This window comes from Microcoleus sp. A003_D6 (assembly GCF_036702825.1).
Classification (GTDB): Bacteria; Cyanobacteriota; Cyanobacteriia; order Cyanobacteriales; family Microcoleaceae; genus Microcoleus.
Genome location: NZ_JAUBWA010000001.1, coordinates 127,080 through 147,720, shown reverse-complemented (window position 1 = coordinate 147,720; position 20,641 = coordinate 127,080). Strand labels below are relative to the sequence as shown.

21 protein-coding genes are annotated in these 20,641 nt (G+C 45.8%); 14 read left to right on the top strand and 7 right to left on the bottom strand.

Going from position 1 to position 20,641, the window contains the following annotated elements:
• Positions 1–312: 312 nt before the first annotated feature.
• Genes QUB70_RS00680 through QUB70_RS00670 form a run of 3 tightly spaced genes read left to right on the top strand, consistent with a single transcriptional unit; the run spans position 313 to position 4,789 of the window.
• Entirely contained in the window at positions 313–2,946 is a 2,634-nt protein-coding gene (locus QUB70_RS00680) for a dynamin family protein (RefSeq protein ID WP_332977807.1), read from the top strand.
• A complete protein-coding gene (locus QUB70_RS00675) occupies positions 2,936–3,451 on the top strand; it encodes a hypothetical protein (protein ID WP_332977806.1) in 516 nt (171 codons plus the stop codon). Before QUB70_RS00680 ends, QUB70_RS00675 begins: the two co-directional genes overlap by 11 nt.
• 15 nt (positions 3,452–3,466) lie before the next feature.
• Positions 3,467–4,789, top strand: a complete 1,323-nt coding sequence (locus QUB70_RS00670) for a hypothetical protein (protein WP_332977805.1) — start codon at positions 3,467–3,469, stop codon at positions 4,787–4,789.
• A 148-nt stretch (positions 4,790–4,937) separates the two neighbouring features.
• On the opposite strand, the gene QUB70_RS00665 is transcribed toward QUB70_RS00670, so the two are convergent.
• Both QUB70_RS00665 and dapF read right to left on the bottom strand, forming a co-directional pair.
• Positions 4,938–6,083, bottom strand: coding sequence for a hypothetical protein (locus tag QUB70_RS00665; RefSeq protein WP_332977804.1), 1,146 nt, complete (start codon positions 6,081–6,083; stop codon positions 4,938–4,940).
• A gap of 405 nt (positions 6,084–6,488) precedes the next feature.
• A complete protein-coding gene (dapF, locus tag QUB70_RS00660) occupies positions 6,489–7,364 on the bottom strand; it encodes a diaminopimelate epimerase (protein WP_332977803.1) in 876 nt (291 codons plus the stop codon).
• A gap of 172 nt (positions 7,365–7,536) precedes the next feature.
• Here dapF and QUB70_RS00655 point away from each other — a divergent pair, with 172 nt between their 5' ends.
• Complete coding sequence (locus tag QUB70_RS00655) at positions 7,537–7,749, top strand: Hfq-related RNA-binding protein (RefSeq protein WP_332977802.1); 213 nt, start codon at positions 7,537–7,539, stop codon at positions 7,747–7,749.
• The gene (locus QUB70_RS00650) at positions 7,724–8,017 is read left to right on the top strand and encodes a hypothetical protein (RefSeq protein WP_332977801.1); all 294 of its coding nucleotides are present in this window, start codon (positions 7,724–7,726) and stop codon (positions 8,015–8,017) included. Before QUB70_RS00655 ends, QUB70_RS00650 begins: the two co-directional genes overlap by 26 nt.
• Here the strand turns inward: QUB70_RS00650 and QUB70_RS00645 are convergent, their stop codons facing one another.
• On the bottom strand, positions 8,018–10,333 hold the full coding sequence (locus QUB70_RS00645; RefSeq protein ID WP_332977856.1) for a cation:proton antiporter: 2,316 nt from the start codon (positions 10,331–10,333) through the stop codon (positions 8,018–8,020).
• A gap of 118 nt (positions 10,334–10,451) precedes the next feature.
• On the opposite strand from QUB70_RS00645, the gene QUB70_RS00640 reads away from it, so the two are divergent.
• The 3 genes from QUB70_RS00640 to QUB70_RS00630 all read left to right on the top strand — a co-directional run bounded on the left by QUB70_RS00640 (position 10,452) and on the right by QUB70_RS00630 (position 13,432).
• Positions 10,452–11,546 (top strand): acyltransferase family protein, encoded by a 1,095-nt coding sequence (locus QUB70_RS00640; protein WP_332977800.1) that lies wholly within the window; start codon positions 10,452–10,454, stop codon positions 11,544–11,546.
• A gap of 206 nt (positions 11,547–11,752) precedes the next feature.
• Positions 11,753–12,688: a M23 family metallopeptidase gene (locus QUB70_RS00635; protein ID WP_332977799.1), complete on the top strand. Its 936-nt coding sequence runs from the start codon at positions 11,753–11,755 to the stop codon at positions 12,686–12,688.
• Positions 12,689–12,895: 207 nt separating this feature from the next.
• Entirely contained in the window at positions 12,896–13,432 is a 537-nt protein-coding gene (locus tag QUB70_RS00630) for a late competence development ComFB family protein (RefSeq protein ID WP_332977855.1), read from the top strand.
• A 152-nt stretch (positions 13,433–13,584) separates the two neighbouring features.
• Here the strand turns inward: QUB70_RS00630 and QUB70_RS00625 are convergent, their stop codons facing one another.
• Entirely contained in the window at positions 13,585–13,752 is a 168-nt protein-coding gene (locus tag QUB70_RS00625; protein ID WP_332977798.1) for a hypothetical protein, read from the bottom strand.
• Positions 13,753–13,756: 4 nt separating this feature from the next.
• A complete protein-coding gene (gene psb29, locus QUB70_RS00620; RefSeq protein ID WP_442927662.1) occupies positions 13,757–14,647 on the bottom strand; it encodes a photosystem II biogenesis protein Psp29 in 891 nt (296 codons plus the stop codon).
• Positions 14,648–14,811: 164 nt separating this feature from the next.
• Between psb29 and QUB70_RS00615 the strand changes: the two genes are divergently transcribed.
• The gene (locus QUB70_RS00615) at positions 14,812–15,462 is read left to right on the top strand and encodes a chromophore lyase CpcT/CpeT (protein ID WP_332977797.1); all 651 of its coding nucleotides are present in this window, start codon (positions 14,812–14,814) and stop codon (positions 15,460–15,462) included.
• A gap of 227 nt (positions 15,463–15,689) precedes the next feature.
• Here QUB70_RS00615 and QUB70_RS00610 read toward each other — a convergent pair whose 3' ends face one another.
• Positions 15,690–16,052 (bottom strand): STAS domain-containing protein, encoded by a 363-nt coding sequence (locus tag QUB70_RS00610; RefSeq protein ID WP_006631392.1) that lies wholly within the window; start codon positions 16,050–16,052, stop codon positions 15,690–15,692.
• Between the two features lie 60 nt (positions 16,053–16,112).
• Positions 16,113–17,156, bottom strand: coding sequence for an oxygen-dependent coproporphyrinogen oxidase (gene hemF / locus QUB70_RS00605; protein ID WP_332977796.1), 1,044 nt, complete (start codon positions 17,154–17,156; stop codon positions 16,113–16,115).
• Positions 17,157–17,347: 191 nt separating this feature from the next.
• Between hemF and QUB70_RS00600 the strand changes: the two genes are divergently transcribed.
• The 5 genes from QUB70_RS00600 (at position 17,348) to QUB70_RS00580 (ending at position 20,565) form a co-directional block, all read left to right on the top strand.
• Complete coding sequence (locus QUB70_RS00600) at positions 17,348–18,418, top strand: Mrp/NBP35 family ATP-binding protein (protein ID WP_332977795.1); 1,071 nt, start codon at positions 17,348–17,350, stop codon at positions 18,416–18,418.
• Between the two features lie 74 nt (positions 18,419–18,492).
• The gene (locus QUB70_RS00595; protein ID WP_332977794.1) at positions 18,493–18,639 is read left to right on the top strand and encodes a hypothetical protein; all 147 of its coding nucleotides are present in this window, start codon (positions 18,493–18,495) and stop codon (positions 18,637–18,639) included.
• A gap of 13 nt (positions 18,640–18,652) precedes the next feature.
• Positions 18,653–18,844: an NAD(P)H dehydrogenase subunit NdhS gene (locus QUB70_RS00590; RefSeq protein ID WP_332977793.1), complete on the top strand. Its 192-nt coding sequence runs from the start codon at positions 18,653–18,655 to the stop codon at positions 18,842–18,844.
• Between the two features lie 324 nt (positions 18,845–19,168).
• Positions 19,169–19,837, top strand: coding sequence for an HAS-barrel domain-containing protein (locus QUB70_RS00585; RefSeq protein WP_332977792.1), 669 nt, complete (start codon positions 19,169–19,171; stop codon positions 19,835–19,837).
• 80 nt (positions 19,838–19,917) lie between these two features.
• A complete protein-coding gene (locus QUB70_RS00580; RefSeq protein ID WP_332977791.1) occupies positions 19,918–20,565 on the top strand; it encodes a Uma2 family endonuclease in 648 nt (215 codons plus the stop codon).
• Positions 20,566–20,641 lie beyond the last annotated feature (76 nt).

Sequence of the window (20,641 nt, the reverse complement as noted above, 5' to 3'; positions counted from 1 at the left end):
AAACATAATAATGAGATTAACAAGCTCAGGCGCATACAAATTGTACAGTCAAGTTTGATGAAATTATTGTGGGGTGTCCCGCCCGCCCGAAAAATATAACGCAAGGTGCGGGACAGCCTAGTGTGTAGGATGCCCCAGAGCAGAATAAACCTCTTAAAATCGAAATAATCAATCTCCGACGCACTCTACAAGTTGATTTAAGAGTGACTCTTTATTTTGTTGCAAGGTTTAAAACATCCGTGGATGTACGATGTCCGACGCCGTGCCTCCTTAGTTATACTTAACAAAGATCATTAAGGAAGCATTTTTGCCATGCCTGTAATTGAATCTAATTTAAACAACACCCGCAACCTTTTACAAGAATTAGGCAACTCAGTCTCTAGCTTAGTCAACTCCTCCCCTGATGTTTTTGCTGATTCGGGGATTCAATCTTGCCTACAGGATTTTTTAACTGTTTATCAAGAAGCCGTCCAACGCCTAGAAAATCCTAGTTTTCGGATTGCTACTCTGGGCACAACTTCCTCTGGAAAGTCAACGATTGTTAACGCGCTGATTGGTCGGAAAATTGCGCCTATTGAAGCCGGAGAAATGAGTGGGGGTGTATTAACCATCAAACATTCTCAAGAACAGAGATTAATGATTGCAGAAACCGAAGATGCTGCTTGGGATACTGGTGAATTGACGGGATTAAGCGATGAGGATGTATACCAGCGGATTTGCACTGTGATGCACTCCTATCACGCGGCGCGGACAAAGCGTGAGTATGTTGCGCCACAAATAACAGCTTATGTTCCTCTTTTACCTGCTTGTGATGCTTCTTTACTGGGTTTAACCAACGGAATCGGAGTTGAATTGATTGATTTACCGGGATTGAAATCAGTTCAAGACCGCGCTAACTTAGCAACTATCCAAAAGCAACTTGATAAAGCTTTTAGTTTAGTGGCTTTGGACTATATGCAGGTAGATGATGAGCACAGAAAACGCTTATTAGAAGAATTAAAGACAGTTGTCGAATATCTACAAGGTCGCACAGATTCGATGATTTTTATCTTAAATCGGGTCGATAACCGAGGAATCGATGATTTACCCCTATCAGAGCGGATTGATAAGTTAACAGAAGAAATTAAAGAGGTCTTATCACTTCCAGAACTTCCTGATGTTCTGCCTTTTAATGCTCGTCTTTTATATTATGCTCAGTGTGCTTGGGGTTCAGGAGCTTTTAACGAACCGTCAGTGATCAGTCAGGAGATACGGTTAAAACTCCTTAAAGCTATGTTTCAAGACTGTGCAGGAGTTATTAAATTAAATACTAAAGAGAACCGCGATTTAAAGAATTGGTTTCGCGATATTGAAGATCGGGTAGATGACAATAAGACTATTGATGATGAAACCATGCTACAAATTCTCCACTATTCTTTAGAATGGAGTGGAGGTAGAGAACTTTGGGATCGTTTCCGTGTGCGGGTTCAAGAATCATTTGCTCAACTGGTAATACTTCCTGCATTGTGGGAAGTATTCGATCCTTACAATGCTTTAGCAGAATCTCTGGAAATTCGGATTCACCCTATAAAAATTTCCCAAGAGAAACAGCTTGAGCAAGAAAGAAATAAAATAGATAAAAGCCGTCATTATTTTCATAATATCAAAGAAGTTGGGAAAGAATTTAAGGTAGAAATTGAGGGACTGAAAGCAGGCTTGAAAAGCGATGATCCTAAAATTAATGATAAACTCGTACAAGAGGCTGTAAAAAAAGGACGTAATGGATTTCAGCGGATTTTTGATGCGGTTAAAAAAGATATAGTAGGGGATTTAACCACATCTCTAATTGTTCCAGTTCGCGATGCTTTTAAAAATAATCAAGGAGCTTTTGAGCTAAGAGATAAACTAGGGGAAGTCACATTACCTTCATTAGCTGAGGATATTTCTAAATACTATGATCATGTTAGTCGCAGACTCAGTAAATTTTCTGGTGAGTCAGAATACTTAGTTAAGCGTATACGAGCTGATGATGATAAGGGGAAAAAAGAACTTGAAGATGATGCGGTTAAAAAAGAGGTAGTAGGGGATTTAACCACATCTCTAATTCGCGATACTTTTAAAAATAATCAAGGAGCTTTTGAGCTAAGAGATAAACTAGGGGAAGTCACATTACCTTCATTAGCTGAGGATATTTCTAAATACTATGATCGTGTTAGTCGCAGACTCAGTAAATTTTCTGGTGAGTCAGAATACTTAGTTAAGCGTATACGGGCTGATGATGATAAGGGGAAAAAAGAACTTGAATATGATGAACGCTATGTTCGCTTGCTATATCACAGGATGAGAGAAGCTATATCTGCAAGGGCAGAGTTTGTTCTACAATCAAACGCACAACAGTTTGAACAAGCTTTAGACTCATTAGTTGATGAACAAGTTAAGAAACTAAAAGTTTTTCTGACCGAGGGCAATTTTTCTTCGATTAATCTTGAAAAAGTAGCCATCAGTAATTTAGGCAAAAAGTTAGCTCCAAACTTGCCAACTTTACCAGAAAAAATTTTTCAGTTTCCAGAAAATAATATTAAGCAAAACCGTTCTAAAAAAACAGACGGTGAATACATCGAACTTTTTCTTCCGTCTCCAGGCTTAATGGCAAAACAATGGTCAAGTGGAATTGAGAAAGGGAAAGGGAGTTTGTGGGATATTTTGCTTGAGTGGATTCTCCAACGGTTAGATTATGTTAGCGATATCTTTAAAGAATCCGTTGATGAGATTACCAATCTAGCTGAACGTGATTTGCAGCAACAATCAAGTATTATTGAGGGCAATTTTGAGCAAGAAAAACAGTTTTGGCGTGACTTTGAAGCTAAAAAAAATCATGCAACAGCAGATTGTGAAAAGTTACGATTTTTCGTCAGTGAAGCAAGTTTTAAACCTAATGACATTCAGGAGTTAAAAAATGGAATCTAGCGATATGGAGAGTTTATTAATAGTATTAGGAGTACCAGTATTAGCAGGAGCAGTAGTAGGAGGAGCAGTATTAGTAGTAAGAGCAGTATTAAGAGCAATTTATCCCCCACCAGTATTACCACCACCACCTTCTTTAGTTTTAGTGATTTCCGCCTCGCACGCAGATTTTATTGAATCGCTAAAAGACAAAAAGCAGATTGATGTTAGTGAGGGAGAACAACTTTACCAAATTACGAGATATTTATGGCTAGGATCTGAAACTGAACTTTCTCAGAAAAGACATGATATCAATAAGTATTCAGTCGCCCAAGGAGCGGAATCAGAATATAACATTTACTTGGTTGAGATTAAACTCAAGCAATCTGACAAAGGATTTAAGCCTAATGTCAATCAACTCGATAGATATGATGCTTTTCGTAAGTTAGCTGATTTAGCAGTTGATATTAAAGTGTCAGATAGATTGCAAATAGAAGCCTATGAAAAGCTTGAAGTTTATAATCGCTAAACAGGATAAAGTAAAATGCTGATTGATGCCACTCTTTTAGTTAAAAATCCAGAAATTATCAAGGGTTTACTTGATGGTTCCATGAAACGCTATGGAAGCGTTATTAGATGGGCTGCGGGAACTGTAAAGGCTGGTCAAATTGTCCGCCATTTAGCCGAAACTCCCGGACTGACTAGCAAACTGATGACTGTTCCATTTGATCCCATTGTGGCAGGAATTGATGTTATTGGTCATGCGCTTAACTATCATAAATTAATAGGTGTTGATCATAAATTAATCGGTATTGATCGTAAATTAATCGGTATCGAACGTAAATTAATCGGCTTTGAAAAAACCTTATCCTCAGTGATGGGGCTAAGTCAAATTGCTGCCGGCGCAAGTGTTTTAAACCTTGGTATCAGTATTGCTGGCTTTGCCTATATGGGATCTAAACTGAACCAAGTACAAAAAACTTTAGGTCACATTCAACAGTCAATGGAAGAAGGCTTTAACCGTGTTGAAGCTGGCTTAAATCGGATTGATAATCGCTTAGATATTATCTCTGAACAATTGGCATATCTGTATTTATTGGTAGAAGACAGCCACCAAAAGCAAAAAAGCCTCGCGAAAGCTATTTCCAATCTTCATCAAGCCATGCTAATTCAAGAAATAGCTGCTTTAAAAGCTGAACTTGATAATCGTTCTCGTTTTCCTGATGAATCACCGAGCTCAGCCCTTAAAACAGCTTCGAGAGTGCGACTATTTCTAAGTAATCAAGCAATGCAAGCTACCCCAGAATTAGATGCTGAAATTATGCTCAATGCTGATGTTTCTATTCAAGGTTGGGCCGTAGCCACAGCAACAGAAGCCAATCTTCTCTTAGAAATAGGGAAACATCAAGAAGCTAAAGAATTACTGGCGTTAGAAATCCCCCAATTTAAACAAGTCGCGGAAAGATGGGGTAAGGCACTAATCAATGATGAAAACACTTATCTATCTACTGCTTATCGCTTTACTAATTCTCGGTTTAAAAACCATATTGCCTCAGAACGAGTAGAACGAATTACGGAAATATCACCAAGCGATCGCACTTTATCTCCTGACCAAATCAGAAGCAAAAAAATTAACGTTGATGTAGAGTTTGAAATGTCCTATAGTTCTGCTAAATTTGATCAAACATGGACACATCGCCAAATTGCTGTAGCTGAATATTTGGATGGATTGAGTGAACTTTCAGCCAGATTAGAGGGTTTAGAATCGTTTGCAAATCTGTGTGAGAGTAAAGGTGTTAAAAGCAGCCGTGAAATTCTGCCTGGGCCAGACACTGAACCGGGCATATACATACTACCCAGCACATAGAGTAGGGTGCGTCATATCAAATCCGGTAGCATCGGAATTAATATTAGCCACAATCAGGACAGGACACGGCAGTGCCGTTTCCCTACAATTAATCGGGGTAGGGAAACGGCACTGCCGTGTCCTCCGTTTCTCTCATCTGTGAGTGTAACTATAAGGTTTTAATTTGCTCGATCGCCCAATCAAAAGTTTCCATAACTTGCTTGAGGGCAGATTCATCTTGCAAAGTAAACAAAGCCAGACTCGGCGACCTTCTCTCACCCGGTTCTATAGGCAGCGACAGACCGATCGAACTAAACTTATTTCTCAATTCCAGCCAATTCTGTTCCGCATTAAACGGCGGCTGGGAACCATAATTGTCAGCAGAAATCTCCATTCGGCCAGCAATATCTACAGTGAATAACTGATAGGGTTTTCTTCCCTTTTGAGGCAATTGAGCGGCGAATCCGCCGTAGGCGTCCCCCGTTCCCCAGTGGATTTGAACTTCGGGTTCTTGGCTTTTCGCCCAAAGGTAAATTGCTCTTGCCATTTGCGCCTCCTCAGTGCCCCGCCTAGCTTTGATTTCCGCAAAAAATGAAGATTCATCCCAGCGCCTTCTTTCGCGCGTTGCGCTGGATTTTTTCTGCTGTGCTTCGGCTGTCTGACCGATCACTCTGGGAACCAAGGTTTTCAAACCGTCTTCACTTACATATTGCTTAATTTCCAGGGCCAAAACTTCAACCGGGTCCATTTGTTCGTTGAGAAATTCGACAACTCGGCGCATTTCAGCGGAAATCTCGTCAGCTACAAACACTAAGCGAACTTTACCCGCTTGCAAATTAGTTTTAACCTTTTGCCAAAATCTGTCTTCATTAGCATCCGCACCGAGAAACTCTTCAAAAATCTGTTCGGGATCGCGACCCCGATCGCGACAATTAGCTTCAAACAGAGCAATAATTGAATCGACCGGCCAGTAAACCAACGCATTAGCAGCATAGTCGATCGACTGACCCAAAACTTTTTGCCGCAGTTCGGCATTAGGAGTTCGCCGGACATCCACCAAAGTAGGAACTGCATTTTGGTCGAGAAACAAATGATCCAGCGACCACTGGACGGCTGTTTCCTCATCGGTGGGCACTGCTGCTTCCCGCGAAATTAACAGCCACCTCCGCGCCGTCGCCCGATCGATTTGGTCTCCAGCGATCAAATTAGGATAAGTTACTAGCAAATCTTGTAACTGGTCTTCCGAGTCGTAGGGCTGTTCCATCATTTCTACCAGCCTGTCGTCGTCCTGAATCAGATAAATACCTCCAGCCATGCACATCCACCTAGTAAATTTTAGATTTTAGATTTTAGATTTTAGTCATTAGTCCTTAGTCATCAGTCATTAGTCATTAGATTTTAGTCATTAGTCATTAGATTTTAGTCATTAGTCATTAGATTTTAGTCCGCAGCCAATGAGTTCTCAACGGGGAAGACCTTAGTCAGAATTCAAGAAAAATTTTGAATTATCCAATTTCTATTTTTTGTCAATTCTACAAAAAACTGCATTAAACCAGCAATAGATGACTGATGACCAATGACTGATGACCAATGACCAATGACCAATGACCAATGACCAATGACCAATGACCAATGACCAATGACCAATGACCAATGACCAATGACTAATGACCAATGACTGATGACCAATGACCAATGACTGATGACCAATGACTGATGACTAATCACTAATACAACCAGTAAATACTCGCTGTGCCGGCCCGGTCATGTAAATCCGCCCAGAAACTTCTGCCCATTCGATTTCCAAAACGCCGCCGGGGAGTTCAACCGCAGTTGCTCGATCGCACTTCCCTACCAACACCCCAGCTACCACAGCCGCACAAGCACCAGTCCCACAAGCTAGAGTAACACCTGCGCCTCTTTCCCACACCCGCATTTTTACGTAGTCCGAACGTATCACTTGAATGAATTCTGTATTGGTACGCTGCGGGAAGGCTTGGTGGTGCTCAAACCCGGGCCCGACAGTTTCTAAAGCAACAGCCGAAACATCGTCTACAAAAGTAATGCAGTGAGGATTGCCCATGCTGACGCAGGTAACAGACCAAGATTTACCAGCAACTTCGATCGGCACATCAATAACTTTGGCATCCGGTGCAGCCAAAGTTGTCGGAATTTCCGCAGCCAGCAGCCGGGGAACTCCCATATCCACCTTAACCTGACCGTCCGATCGCAATTCGGTGATAATAACGCCCGCACCGGTGTGAATCCGGTACTCAGTCTTAGATTCACTCCCCCCCGAAGCTTGGGGGGGGTCAATTTCTTTCGATTCCAAATCGGCGATAAACTTAGCCAAACAGCGAATCCCGTTGCCGCACATTTCCGGTTCCGAACCGTCGGAGTTAAAAATCCGCATCGTATAGTCAGTGCCGTTTTGGCCCGGAAGAGCAAAAATCGCGCCGTCTGCGCCAATCCCGAAATGTCGATCGCACAACTCCACAGCTTGTTCTGGTGTAATCGCCGGTTCTGACGAGTGGCGGTTGTCAATCAGAATAAAATCATTTCCCAGTCCGTGATACTTCGCAAACTCGATCGGCATAAAAACAAACCTCTTTTGACAGTTGACAGTTGACAGTTGATAGTTGACAGTTGACAGTTGACAGTTGACAGCAAAAAATGACTAATGACTACTGACTACTGACCAATGACTAATGACCAATGACTAATGACTAATGATTAATGACTAATGACCAAATTACCCATTTCCCAGTATGTCTGAATTTGAGACCGGATTGCCCAGCGTTCGCTTAATACAAAGCTACATCAAAGACAAACAACAGGTAGAGATCAAACTCGTTACGGGTGACTTGCTAGCAGGCAGAATTTTTTGGCAGGATCATAGCTGCATTTGCCTCCTCGATCCCTCAGAAACACAAATTCTGATCTCGCGATCGGCAATTGCTTATCTCAAACCCAACAAGTGAGGAGTTAGGGAGAAGGGGAGAGGGGGAGAGGGGAAGAAGGGGAGAGGGGGAGATGGGGAGAGGGGGAGATGGGGAGAGGGGGAGAGGGGGAGAGGGGGAGAGGGGGAGATTGGGAGAGTGGGGGAGGGGGAGATTGGGGGAGAAATCGGAAAAATCTTCCCTCGAACTTCTTCCCTCGAACGTCTTCCTTCTTCCCTCGAACGTCTTCCTCCTTCCCTCGAACGTCTTCCTCCTTCCTCCTTCCTTCTTCCTTCTTCCTTCAAAATGACTAATCGCTAAACAGCTTTTCGGTGACTTGGGCGGCGACAAAAGGCAGCTTTAAAGCAGGTTGCGGCACCACTGGTGAGGCCGTCCGCTGCATCAAGCCGAGCTCGTAGAAGCCCCCGCACAGCAGCAAACGATCGCCCTCTTGCAAATTGGTAGTTCCGTCCGGCCAGCGAGTAAATTTCCCTTCCCGGCGGATCGCCCGCACCTGCACCCCGTACTGGGCCAGCAAATCTACCTCTGATAGTTTTTTGCCCGCCCAAGGGCTGTTTGCTGGCAGCCTCAGCCACTGGCAAGAACTGTCGCCCTGCGGGACTGCAACTTCCCCCTTCGCCAGCAACTCAAAACTGATGAGTTCTTCCGGTTCTCCCACTACAAAAAGTCGATCGCCCCACTGCAAAGCTGTCTTGCCGTTGGGATAATCAATTTCCTCGCCATTTGCGCGGACGATCGCCACCACGCTGACCCCTGTCAACTGTCGCAAGTTAGTTTCTTCCAAAGTCATGCTGGCGATGGGAGAACCTGACGGCAAGCTGTACCACTCGCTGTTCATATCTCGAACCGCCACTTTCAAATCCCGCGAAACCGCCAAAGGTTCGCGCGGCGGCCGCAATTCCAGATAGCGGCTGCTGCGAATTTGCTGCACTTCCCGCCCGATCGCCATTGCCGAGATCCCGATGCCAGCCAGCAAGTGGGCAGACAGTTCTAAACTGGCCTCAAACTCCGGCTGCACGACTTCCCAGGCCCCCAGTTGGTAAAGCAGTTCGATGTCTTTATCTTGGTTTGCCCGCACCACAACATCCAAATCCGGGACTAATTCTAAAGCCCGCTTCAGACACAAGCGAGTGCTCATGGGATCGGGAAGGGCGATCGCCATTGCTTTTGCCCGTTCCACTCCGGCGGCTTCCAATACGTGCCAACTGGCAGCATTCCCGTAAATGTAAGGAATTCCTTGGACTCTGCACTCTTGAATTCTACTTTCTGACTCGTCGATCACCACAATTGAACAGTTGCGGCTTTGCAGCATTTTGACTAAAATTCTGCCGACTCGCCCGTAGCCACAAACCACAACATGATTTTGTTCCGGCAAAGTTTCAGCTATTGCCACAGGTTGAGATGTTTCGTCAAAATACCGCTGCAAAGGCCCGAAATTTTCTGCCCACTTGAATAACTGCGGCACGCTTCTCAATACAAACGGAGTCAGCACGAGGGTGACTGCTGTCGTTCCTAAAATTAACAGGTAAACGTTCCGCGAAACGAGTCCCATAGCTTGGCCGGAACTAGCGAGTACAAAGGAGAATTCTCCTATTTGAGCTAAGCCCAAACCTGCGATTAATGCTGTTTTTAGCGGATAGCCAAATAGTCGGACGATCGGCGTTATTATCAAGAATTTGCCGACAAATACTAGAAATACCAGTTCCAGAATTAATTCTAGATGGTTCCACAGAAACACCGGGTCAATTAACATTCCGATGGTGACAAAAAATAAGGATGCAAAAATATCTCGCAAAGGCTCGACATAAGTTAGAGTTTGGTCGGCATATTCCACCTCCGAAATCATTAAACCGGCGACAAATGCGCCCATCTCGATCGAAAAACCCAAATATTCTGTCAGCAGCGCAATCCCTAAAGCCAAAACCACAACTCCCAGCAAAAACAGTTCCCGGCTTTCTGTTTTCGCCAGGTAGCGCAGCAACTGCGGTACCAGCCAAATGCCCGCGACTACAGCACCGGCAGCAAATAACCCGATCCGCAGCAGGGCCCACGCTACCGTCAGGCCGATCGCTTCTGCGGGCTGATTGAGGGCCGGCAAAACTGCTAGCATTAGCCCCAAGGCCAAATCTTGAACTACTAATATTCCCAGCATGACTTGACCGTGGGAAGTACCGCCTTCATTGCGCTCCATCAAGCATTTCAGTACGACTGCTGTCGAAGAAAGCGACAGAATAGCTCCTAAAAACACGCCTTGAGCGGGCGATTCTACCCAGCCTACAGCCAAGGAAATTGCAGTAGTAAATGCGATCGTCAGCACAATTTGCAAGCCCCCCCCGCCCAAACTAATGGCTTTAACTTTCTGGAGTTCGGCGAAAGAAAATTCCACTCCCAAGGCAAATAACAGAAAGGCAACCCCGAATTCAGCCAGGGTGTCTACCTGAATTAATTCTTTAATCAGCCCCAAACCAGCCGGCCCAACTACGATCCCTCCCAGGAGATACCCCAGAATTACCGGTTGTCGCAAAAGCGATGCAAAGAGTCCTCCTGCTGCGGCAGCAGCGAGAACTAGAACTAAGTCAACGATCAGTCGGAAGTCTTCTTGCACAACTTTATGAAAAAAGTATAAAGTTATATTATAGTCTCTAATGTGTTGACTATGTTTGGCGCGTTGACTATAGTTGAGAAACAAGCGCAACTGCCACTCTTGAACAAGGTATATTCTCATGACAAAGAGTTCAACTCCTCACAAAAAGCTTAACCTCTTGCAAGTTTATCGAGGGATTGGGGCTGTATTGGTGGTAATGTTTCACATCAACCAGATGAGCGCGGAAAGATTAAATCAAGTTACTTTTTTTAATATATTTCAGGCTGGGTGGAGCGGTGTTGATTACTTTTTTGTATTGAGCGGTTTTATCATGGTGTACGTTCACCGATCGGCGATCGGTAAAAAAGACCAGTTAAAATCATTTTTAGTCAAGCGCACCGTCAGAATTTACCCAATTTATTGGATAATTACTCTCACAGTTTTAGCCTTTTTTCTAGTAGTTCCCGGTTTTGCCAATAATAAAGATTTAAGTATTCAGCACATATTTTTATCTCTGCTTCTGCTACCTCAGAATGATAAACCAATCTTAGATGTCGGCTGGACTTTGATTTACGAACTGTTTTTTTATCTGCTCTTCAGCATAGCAATCTGGTTCAAACCAAAGTATTCTGTGCCCATACTTTCGACTTGGCTATTTGTGACGGTGCTCCATTATTTAAAAGTAGTAGATTTTGGTCGCGACGGTTTTTTGCTAAATATAGTATTTGGCAATATGAATCTAGAATTTGTCTTAGGCTGCTTGGCTGGCTATACTGTGATTAAATTTGGCAATCAAATCAGCAAAAATCGCTGGATTTTGTTTGGAGTAGCAAATTTAGGATATCTAGCTTTATTAATATTTGCAGCGGCGAACAACATAGAAATAGAGAGAATCAGCACTTTTGGAGTCTTGGCGGCTTTGTTAATCGTAGGTTCGGCATCGATCGACCTTAACGACTCTCCAAAAGTTCCTAAAATTTTGACGTACTTGGGAGATGCCTCTTACTCAATATTTTTAATCCACAGCCCGATCGTATCAGCAATTACAAAAGTGGTGCAAAAGGCAAATTTAGGAAAATATTTCGATGGATTTTTTGCCCCCGCTTTGGTAGCATTGATAACTGTAGTTGTAGGCTGCTTATTCTACTCTTTAGTGGAAAAACCGCTGACGGTTTATCTGCGGAAAAATATTGTTGAAAAAATGAGTCTTCCCAAAGCCGAAGCTAGAATCTAAAAAAGCAGAAGGTCGATCGGCGTTAGAAGGTAAGAATCCCGATAGTGTCTGCTGTAAAATTAATCTCCTTCTAACTGGTTATTGTTACTTTCGGACAGAGAGAACCTAAACTGTGATTTTAGTTATCAAAAATGCACTCAGTTTAGATATTGGAGATGTATAGTGAACAGAAATATCTGCTTGACAAAGGTTAAGGAAACCTAACTATGATAATGACTGTGAATCGAGGCAACTGCGGGGAAAGTACGGAAATAGTGGCGGATGTAATTTTGCGGTGGCGACAGTTGAAAGCAAACCACCTAATCGCTACTTTCAGCGGGGGAATTGTTGCGGGCTTTCTGAGTTTTGCCCTGCCGGTGCAAGCTTTGCAGGTAGTTGTGACGCCGGCAAATCCTCAACTCGGAGATACGCTGTCGGTAGTAATTCAGGTAGACAGCAGCGACACTCCCACGGTGTCCGTACAGCAAAAAAACTACCCCGCGTTTCCCATCGGCAACGGCCGCTTTCGTGCCCTGCTACCGACGACCCCGGTAGAGAAACCCGGTGCCCGCCTTGTTCAAGTCGCAGGTGACGGACAAGTGCAGAAGTTGAGCGTGCAAGTGCGCGATCGAGATTTTCCCACTCAATCCATCTGGCTACCTCCCGGCAAAGACAGCGAAGGTACAGATGCCGAATTCGATCGCGTAGACGCATTTAAAGCACTGGTGACATCCGAAAAATTTTGGGATGGCAAATTGTTGCGCCCCAACTCCGGCGAAATTACCACTATTTACGGGGTGCGCCGATACTATAATGGGGTATTTGCTCAAGACTACTACCACCGCGGCGTCGATTACGCGGGTGCTTACGGTTCCCCTGTAGTCGCACCAGCAGCAGGTCGAGTGTCTCTAGTGGGACGCGAATCTCAAGGGTTCAAAATCCACGGGAATGTCGTTGGTCTCGACCACGGTCAGGGAGTAGCAAGTATTTTGATGCACCTCAGCCGGATTGATGTCAAGGAAGGGGATTTCGTGAAAGCCGGTCAAGTAATTGGTGCTCTGGGGTCAACAGGGGCTTCGACAGGCCCTCACCTGCACTGGGGACTTTACGTCCACGGGCAGTCCATCGATCCCGTACCTTGGCGCCTTCAGGGAGTTGAGTAGGAATTTTTACGGGTTTTGACGAATAAAGCCGTCAATTATGGGGTAAGTTTGTGGCTAGGGTGTGTAGATAAGTGTTATGGGTTATCAGTATTGAGTGAGGATTTTTATAAAAATTCTCAACTCATTCCTCAAAACTCGAACCTCAAGACGCAAGCAATCGCGTCTTCCCAAAACTTTATTGATGATGCCGTTGAGTGGGAAGCATATATGAGTATTGAAAAAATTGTTGAACAGGCTTTGCAAGACGGCTATTTAACACCGTCTATGGAAGCTGAGGTGGGACGGATATGCAATACGGCTTCGGAATTGTCGATCGAAGAGTACATGGCTCTCGATCGTCTGATGGGATCTTTGTTGACTGGGGAAGTTGTTGTTCTGCCGCGCAAACAGTTCATCAACGTGATGGAAGAGTTGGTGCTCAGCGATGCGATCGCTCGGGTTGCCGAAATTGAGGCCAGTAGCGACCTGAGTCTGGATGTGGGAGATATTGCAGCTTATGCTTTAAATCGGCTGCCGCCTCTTTACGCTACGACGGAAGAGGGAGCTCACTTTCAAAGGGCTAGGGCTAAAGAGCAACTTCACGATTTGATTTCCAAAGAAGTCAACTCGGCGATCGCCCGCAACTTGGACAGGCCCGACACCCCAAACCCCACAGCTTTGGGCAAGTCTTCGGGAAACGAAGTTCTTTCACAGCTAAGCACTTGGCTGCAAGCTAACGCCACTAATTTTGAGCCGCAGCCGTAGTACCGCGCCCAACAGCTCTATCTTGGTTAGGTCGATCCCGCTCAATTCATAAAGCGGGATTTCTAGTTTTTGAGCAACCAACATTCATCTGAAGGCACAAGGCCGAAGCCAGAATTCAAGAAAAAAAAATTAAAATTTAAGAGTTTTTTTATTTATTTTATAAAATAAATAAATCCCTCTTCCTTCTTCCTGACATCCGTGACATCCGTGACATCCGTGACATCCGTGACATCCGTTGCCGAACTTCCTTCTTCCTGACATCCGTGACATCCGTTACATCCGTTGAGAGAATCCGTTGCGGAACTTCCTTGTTCCTTCAAACGATTAATTGTTGCTGTCAGAAGAGTCTGCCGAGGGGGCGACGGTAACTTTTGTCTCTCGTTTTTCGCGTTTTTTCCGTTCCGCTTGGATGACATCTTGAAGCACTATTCGCGCTTGGGCCATTTTTTCCAAATTGCTGCGGTACAAATCTAAATCTTTACTAACTTTGTCTTCTGGGAGGTGCAATGCCGCACAGACTTTGGCGATCGCGTCGTTTCGCGTTCCTGGGTCTTTTACCAAGTCAGGGTCAGCTTTTTCTAACAGCGAGAACAAACCGATCGCGAACAAGCGGCTGTACTTAAATTGAGGGTTGCTGGCGATCGCCCCTAAAGACGCTTGTAAATCTCCTGTATCTTCAAAGCTGGTGGAGCGAGCGATCCACGAGAGTAACTCAGACCCCGACAGTCGCCCCGCCAAGCTTTCCAAGCGGTAAGCATCTTGCTTGTAGCGATCGGGATCGTCCTCTAGGGACTTGCACAAACCGTTAAAAATCGAAACTCGGTCTGCTTCTGGCGCGTATCCGAGCATGAATCGATCGAAAGCTGTGACTACACCCAAAGCATAAATTGGGTCGTATTGAAAATCGGCATTCGCCGAAAGCAAGTGCATTTCTACCATCAACTCTTCCACCACTCGACGGTAAATTGAGTTGATCGGTCGAGTGTGAATCGTATAGAAACTTCGCTTAGTATCTGAAACAGTACGGTTATTGTTCACCTGAGTCTTATAGATAAATAATTTTGCCGTAGCGGGCGAACCGAGCGGCGTGAGTAAAGTCGGGGGAGTCGATGTGCGAGCCGACTGACAAAAATTGCCAGTTTTGTTAAGCGGTGCCGGCTCAAAAGCGAGGCAAAATTTTACCGAGAAGATTTTACTCGCGATCGGCAGCAACAATTAATAGGTCGCACAACGAGGGCAAAACCCCAGTATCTTTACAATCATAGCTCTTCTGGGATCGCTCAGAAATCTAATCTTCTGACTTGCCCATCCCTGCTCTGGCAAGCAATAGCACAATAACTTTTTACTGTCAAGTCCAAATCCTCAAAAATCCCGCGAACATGACAATTTCTCCTGAATTAAGAGCGTTAGCCCAGTACATGGCGGGCGAATTTGACAACCGGGAACAAGCGCTAGCAGACCCGGCTTGGTACGTCCACCTTCGTTTGTGGCAAAGACCGCTGCCCGTTCCTCTCTTGGACGAGCCCAGCATTGCCCTGTTTGCCGAACAAGCCAACATTCTGGAATTAGATAAGCCATACCGCCCCCGCATCGTGCAACTTAGGCACGTGAAGACAGCACCGGGACTTATAGAAGCTCAGTATTATATGTTCAAGGATATCGCAGCCGTCAAAGGAGCCGGTCGCAACCCCGACTTGCTTGGAAAGCTAACGAGGGAGCAAATCCAACTCCTCCCCGGCTGCACCCTCTCGGTTGCGGTGCAAAATTTAGGCTCAAACGGCTATCGCTTTCGGGCATCTTTGCCAGAGGGTACTCGCTGTGGATTTACCTACGGCGGGCAAAGTTACCAAGTAGACTTGGGATTTGAAGCAGCAGGCGAGGAATTTCTCAGCTACGACAAAGGAATAAGCCCCACGACTGGCAAAGCTATCTGGGGAGCTTTAATGGGCCCTTTTAGATTTGTGAAGCGTCAGGATTTTGCTTCTGAAATATTGGCCAATACGCTTGGGATCAGATCGGACGGCGGTTGAAACCGCCTCTAAACAAACAAAGATCGGACGGCGGTTGAAACCGCGCCTACAAAAACAAAGTCCGCCTCCGCGGACTAAAGAAGAAGATGATGTAATTTTCACCGCCCGGTCTTTAACCTGCGGAGGCAGGTTTTGTTTGTGTAGACGCGATTTCAATCGCCCGGTCTTCTTCAACCTGCGGAGGCAGGTTTTGTTTGTGTAGACGCGATTTCAATCGCCCGGTTTTCTTAACTTGCGCGCGGCACCCCCTCTAGAGCTTCTTCTTCCGTTTCAAATATTTCAAACACAGAATCCATCATGGTGACTTCAAACACCAGTTTGGCTTCTGGATGAACATTGCAAATGCGAAAACTTCCCTTAACTTTATCCGCATCCCGCATACCTGCTACAAGTGAGGTCAGGCCAGAACTATCGATAAAGTTAACCTGACCAAGATTCACTACGACATGGCGGCTGAGTTTGGAAATACACTCTTGCAACTTGAGGCGGAATTGCCAAGCTGTCGTGATGTCCAACCGTCCTGTCGGTGCTAAGACGATAACTGTTGTACCGTCTTGAAGCGTGTGGGTTTTTTGATCAATATGAATCACTGACCCTTCCCTCAAATTTATTACTATTTATCGCGGTGGTTGCTTTCTGAGTAGTTTAACTCAGGTCGGTGACTGCTGAGGCATCCAATTCGCCCAATCTTGCGGTTTTAAGAACTTTGAGTAGAGTTCAGCTTCTGGAGAGTTGGGTTCTGGCTCGAAGCAATATTCCCAGCGTACCAGAGGTGGCAGGGACATTAGAATCGATTCGGTGCGTCCGTTGGTCTGCAAGCCAAAGGTCGTGCCCCGATCGTACACTAAGTTAAATTCAACGTAACGGCCGCGGCGGTAAAGTTGGAAATCGCGCTCGCGATCGCCGTATTCTTTCGATCGGTGCTTTTCAACAATTGGGGTGTAAGCCGGCAAAAATGCCCTACCGCAGTCCTGTACGAAGGCGAACAGCGACTCCCAACTCCTAGGTTCCGGCACCCCGATGCTGTTGCTGCACTCAGCGGCCTTGCCTTTGACATTGTGGTCGCGGTAAAGCGGGGCTTGAGCGTTTTGGTAGTCAAAAAACAGGCCGCCCACGCCGCGAGTTTCTTGGCGGTGCGGGAGGTAGAAATATTCGTCGCACCAGAGTTTAAATGTCGGATAATATCCGGGATGGTGGCGATCGCAAGCTGCTTTCAGAGTTTTGTGAAAATGAGCCGCATCCTCAGCCAACGGATAATAAGGAGTCAAATCGACACCGCCCCCAAACCACCAAATCGGCCCTGCCTCAAAATAGCGGTAATTCAGGTGAACCGTAGGCAAGTAGGGATTGCGGGGGTGCAGCACCATCGAAGTGCCAGTGGCATAGAAATCGTGACCGGCAGCTTCTGGGTGCTTTGCCAGAATCAAAGCAGGCAAACTTTCGCCCCACACCTGGGAAAAATTGACTCCCCCTTGTTCAAACACATTGCCTTCGCGCATAACGCGAGAACGTCCGCCCCCGCCTTCGGAGCGTTCCCAAGAGTCCTCTTTAAATTTGCCGCCGCCATCGAGCTGTTCGAGGGATTGACAAATTTCGTCTTGTAGGCTTTTCATAAATTGGCTGACTCTAGCTCTAGAGTCAGCGGGCGGCAAAAGCGGGGAAGTTGCGGTTTTAAGTGTTGTAGAAACTGTCATAAAATTTTCTGTTGTCAGATTTGAGTCTTAGATGGGTGATGATTCCCAAATCCAGTCGGCACTGTAATTATGCCACCGCAGGTCTACAAACGATCGCTATGAAGTTACATTAAAAAATAGCAATAAAAATATACTTAAACCTGCGATCGAAAATTCGCTAACCCAATTGCAGAGCTATGGTGGAGAACACAATGCCCAAAACACTCGATGTTAGTTCAGTCTTAGAAATCCTGCGACCCGTGCAAGACCCCGAACTGCAAAAAAGTTTGGTGGAATTGAACATGATTCGTAACATCAAAATTGACGGCGGTGTCGTCAGTTTTACTTTAGTGCTGACAACGCCTGCTTGCCCGCTGCGAGAATTTATTGTCGAAGATTGCCAAAAAGCGGTCAAACAGTTGCCAGGAGTCGAAAAAGTGGCTGTGGAGGTGACAGCCGAGACCCCGCAGCAGAAGGGAGTGGTCGATCGACAAGGCATTGAAGGAGTTAAAAATATCATCGCAATTTCCAGCGGCAAAGGCGGCGTCGGCAAAAGCACGGTGGCGGTAAATGTGGCTGTAGCGCTGGCGCAAACCGGCGCTAAGGTGGGTTTGCTGGATGCGGATATCTATGGGCCCAACGACCCGAATATGTTGGGTTTGGGTGACGCGAAAGTGATGGTTAGGGACGGGAAAAGCGGGGAAAGCCTCGAACCCGCCTTCAACTACGGCGTCAAATTAGTGTCGATGGCGTTTTTAATTGACAAAGACCAGCCCGTGATTTGGCGCGGCCCGATGTTGAACGGGATCATTCGGCAGTTCCTCTATCAGGTAAATTGGGGCGATTTAGATTATCTGATTGTGGATATGCCTCCGGGTACTGGAGACGCGCAGTTGACAATGGCGCAGGCGGTACCGATGGCCGGTGTAGTGATTGTGACGACGCCGCAGACTGTGGCTTTGCTGGACTCCCGCAAGGGGTTGAAGATGTTCCAGCAGTTGGGAGTTTCGGTGTTGGGAATTGTGGAAAACATGAGCTATTTTGTGCCGCCGGATATGCCCGACAAGCAATATGATATTTTCGGTTCCGGCGGCGGGGAAAAGACGGCTGCTGAGTTGGGAGTGCCGCTGTTAGGCCGCATTCCGCTGGAAATTCCGTTGCGGGAAGGTGGCGATTCGGGTGTGCCGATCGTGGTGGGGCAACCGGGTTCTGCTTCAGCTAGGGAGTTGCGGGCGATCGCGGGTCGCATTGCCGGTAAAGTTTCCGTAGCAGCCTTAGCCTAAGTCACATCTTGGATTGTTAATCAGCTTTTCATGGGCGGGTGGGACGCCCAACCCCTACTCCCCACAAGAAACCTGTGAGTGTTTGTGGAACAGGCATCTTGCCTGTGAGTGTTGGTGGAACAGGCATCTTGCCTGTGAGTGTTTGTGGAACAGGCATCTTGCCTGTTTTAGCATCCATTCTGGATCGCCAAGAAACGGTAAACTATAAACAGCAAACATAACATTCAAAAAATTATGATTTTTCCTGGTTCGGCAGTTCGAGTTAAAGATAAGGGTGAGATTTACTACGCCTTTCAAGGACAAGTCCAGCGAGTTACCGATGGGAAAGTCGCGGTACTGTTTGAAGGCGGCAATTGGGACAAGCTGATTACGTTCCGGCTGTCGCAGTTGGAACTTGTCGATGCTACGGCTGGTCGCGTGAAATAGTAATTAGTCATTGGTCATTAGTCATTGGTTATTAGTCATTGGTCATTAGTCATTAGTCATTGACGGGACTTACGCCAAAGAAACCCGGTTTCTGCGATAAATATTGGTTGATTAGCGAAGTATCTACCAAGAAACCTGGTTTCTGACCCGGGTGCGTAAATCAAAAGGGAATTCGTAATTGGTAATTCGTAATGCCAAAAGTACCGAAGGCCAGACTAAAGACTGAATAACATTGAAAACCAATGACTAATAACTAATAACTAATAACTAATGACCAATGACTAATGACTGATGACTGATGACTGATGACTAATAACTAAAAATATGCGTTTACCTTTACCCCAATTTGCTACAAAAGAGCGCCATCCCGATCGCATTGCTGAGGTAATCGAGACGGCAACTTCGGAGTTTTTGGCTCAATGTTTGGAACCGGAAGACTTAAGCTTTCCCGTGATGCCGCCTTTTGGGAGTTGGGTGAAGGCCCAGGATGAAGAGTCGAAAAATCAAATTTACGGCGTGGTTTATTACGCTACGACTAGCCCGATCGACTCGGTGCACAGAGCTCGCGCTTTGGGTTTGTCGCTGGAAGAGTTGCGGGAAGAACAACCGCAGATTTTTGCGATGCTAAAAACCGAGTTTCGAGTGGCGATTGTGGGGTTTGAGGTTGCGCCGGAAAGGTTGAACGGCCACGGCCCATCGAGGGGTAAAATTTATCAGTATTTGCCGCCGCGCCCGCCGCAAATTCACCAGGCGGTTTATCGCTGCGAACCGGATGAGGTGCTTGATTTTACCGTGCAATTGGATTTTTTGAGGACGCTGCTGGGAGTGACTAATGCGCCGGTGGATGCGCTGACGGCGGCGGCGATTCGGGAGATTTATCAGTTGCGGATGCGCGATCGATCTTGGTTGGTGGAAGCGGGGAGGAGTTTGAGTGTTTTGTTGAAGGATGATTACGACAGGTTGCGGGTGATTTTGAGTCAGATTCATCCGTAGGATAGGGTATATGGAAATGCAGGCCGATCGCACTTTGCGAACAGCTAAGTTTTATTTAAAGAGCTTTCTAAAATCATACTATGGTGACACTTCAACTCAGACAGCTCGATATTCCCCTAGGACAGCGATTGCTGCTACACGATGTTAGTTGGCCAGAATTTGAAGCGATTTTATCAGAACTGGGCGAACACCGTGCCGCCCGCTTAGCCTACAATCAAGGATCGTTGGAGATTCGGATGCCTTTACCAGAACATGAGGTAAATAAAGAACTAATCGGCGATATGGTGAAGATATTGCTAGAAGAATTAGAAATAGATTGCGAGTGCTTTGGTTCGACCACATTCAAGCGAGAAACTAAAAAAAGTGGTGTGGAACCTGACCAATGTTTTTACATCCAAAACCATCAGGCGATGCGAGGAAAACGGCGGGTAGATTTGACAGTAGATCCGCCTCCCGATTTGGCAATTGAAATTGATGTCACCTCTAAAACGCAACTGGATGCTTATGAAGCTTTGCAAGTTCCTGAATTGTGGCGGTATGAAAATAACCAACTGCGAATTAACCTGCTGGAAGATGGGAAATATGTTAATTTTCCCAGCAGCCGCATCTTCCCAGGATTGCCGGTTGTTGAACTGATAGCTGAGTTTGTCGCTCAAAGCGTTACTCTGGGGAGAAGCCCTACTTTGAGAGGTTTTCGCGATCGCATCCGACGGGCGATCGCGAATTAGTTGCGGTAGTTTCTTAATAAAATAATCTGGACTTACGCAAAAAGTAGTTTGAATAGCCGTAAAGTGCTAAATATAA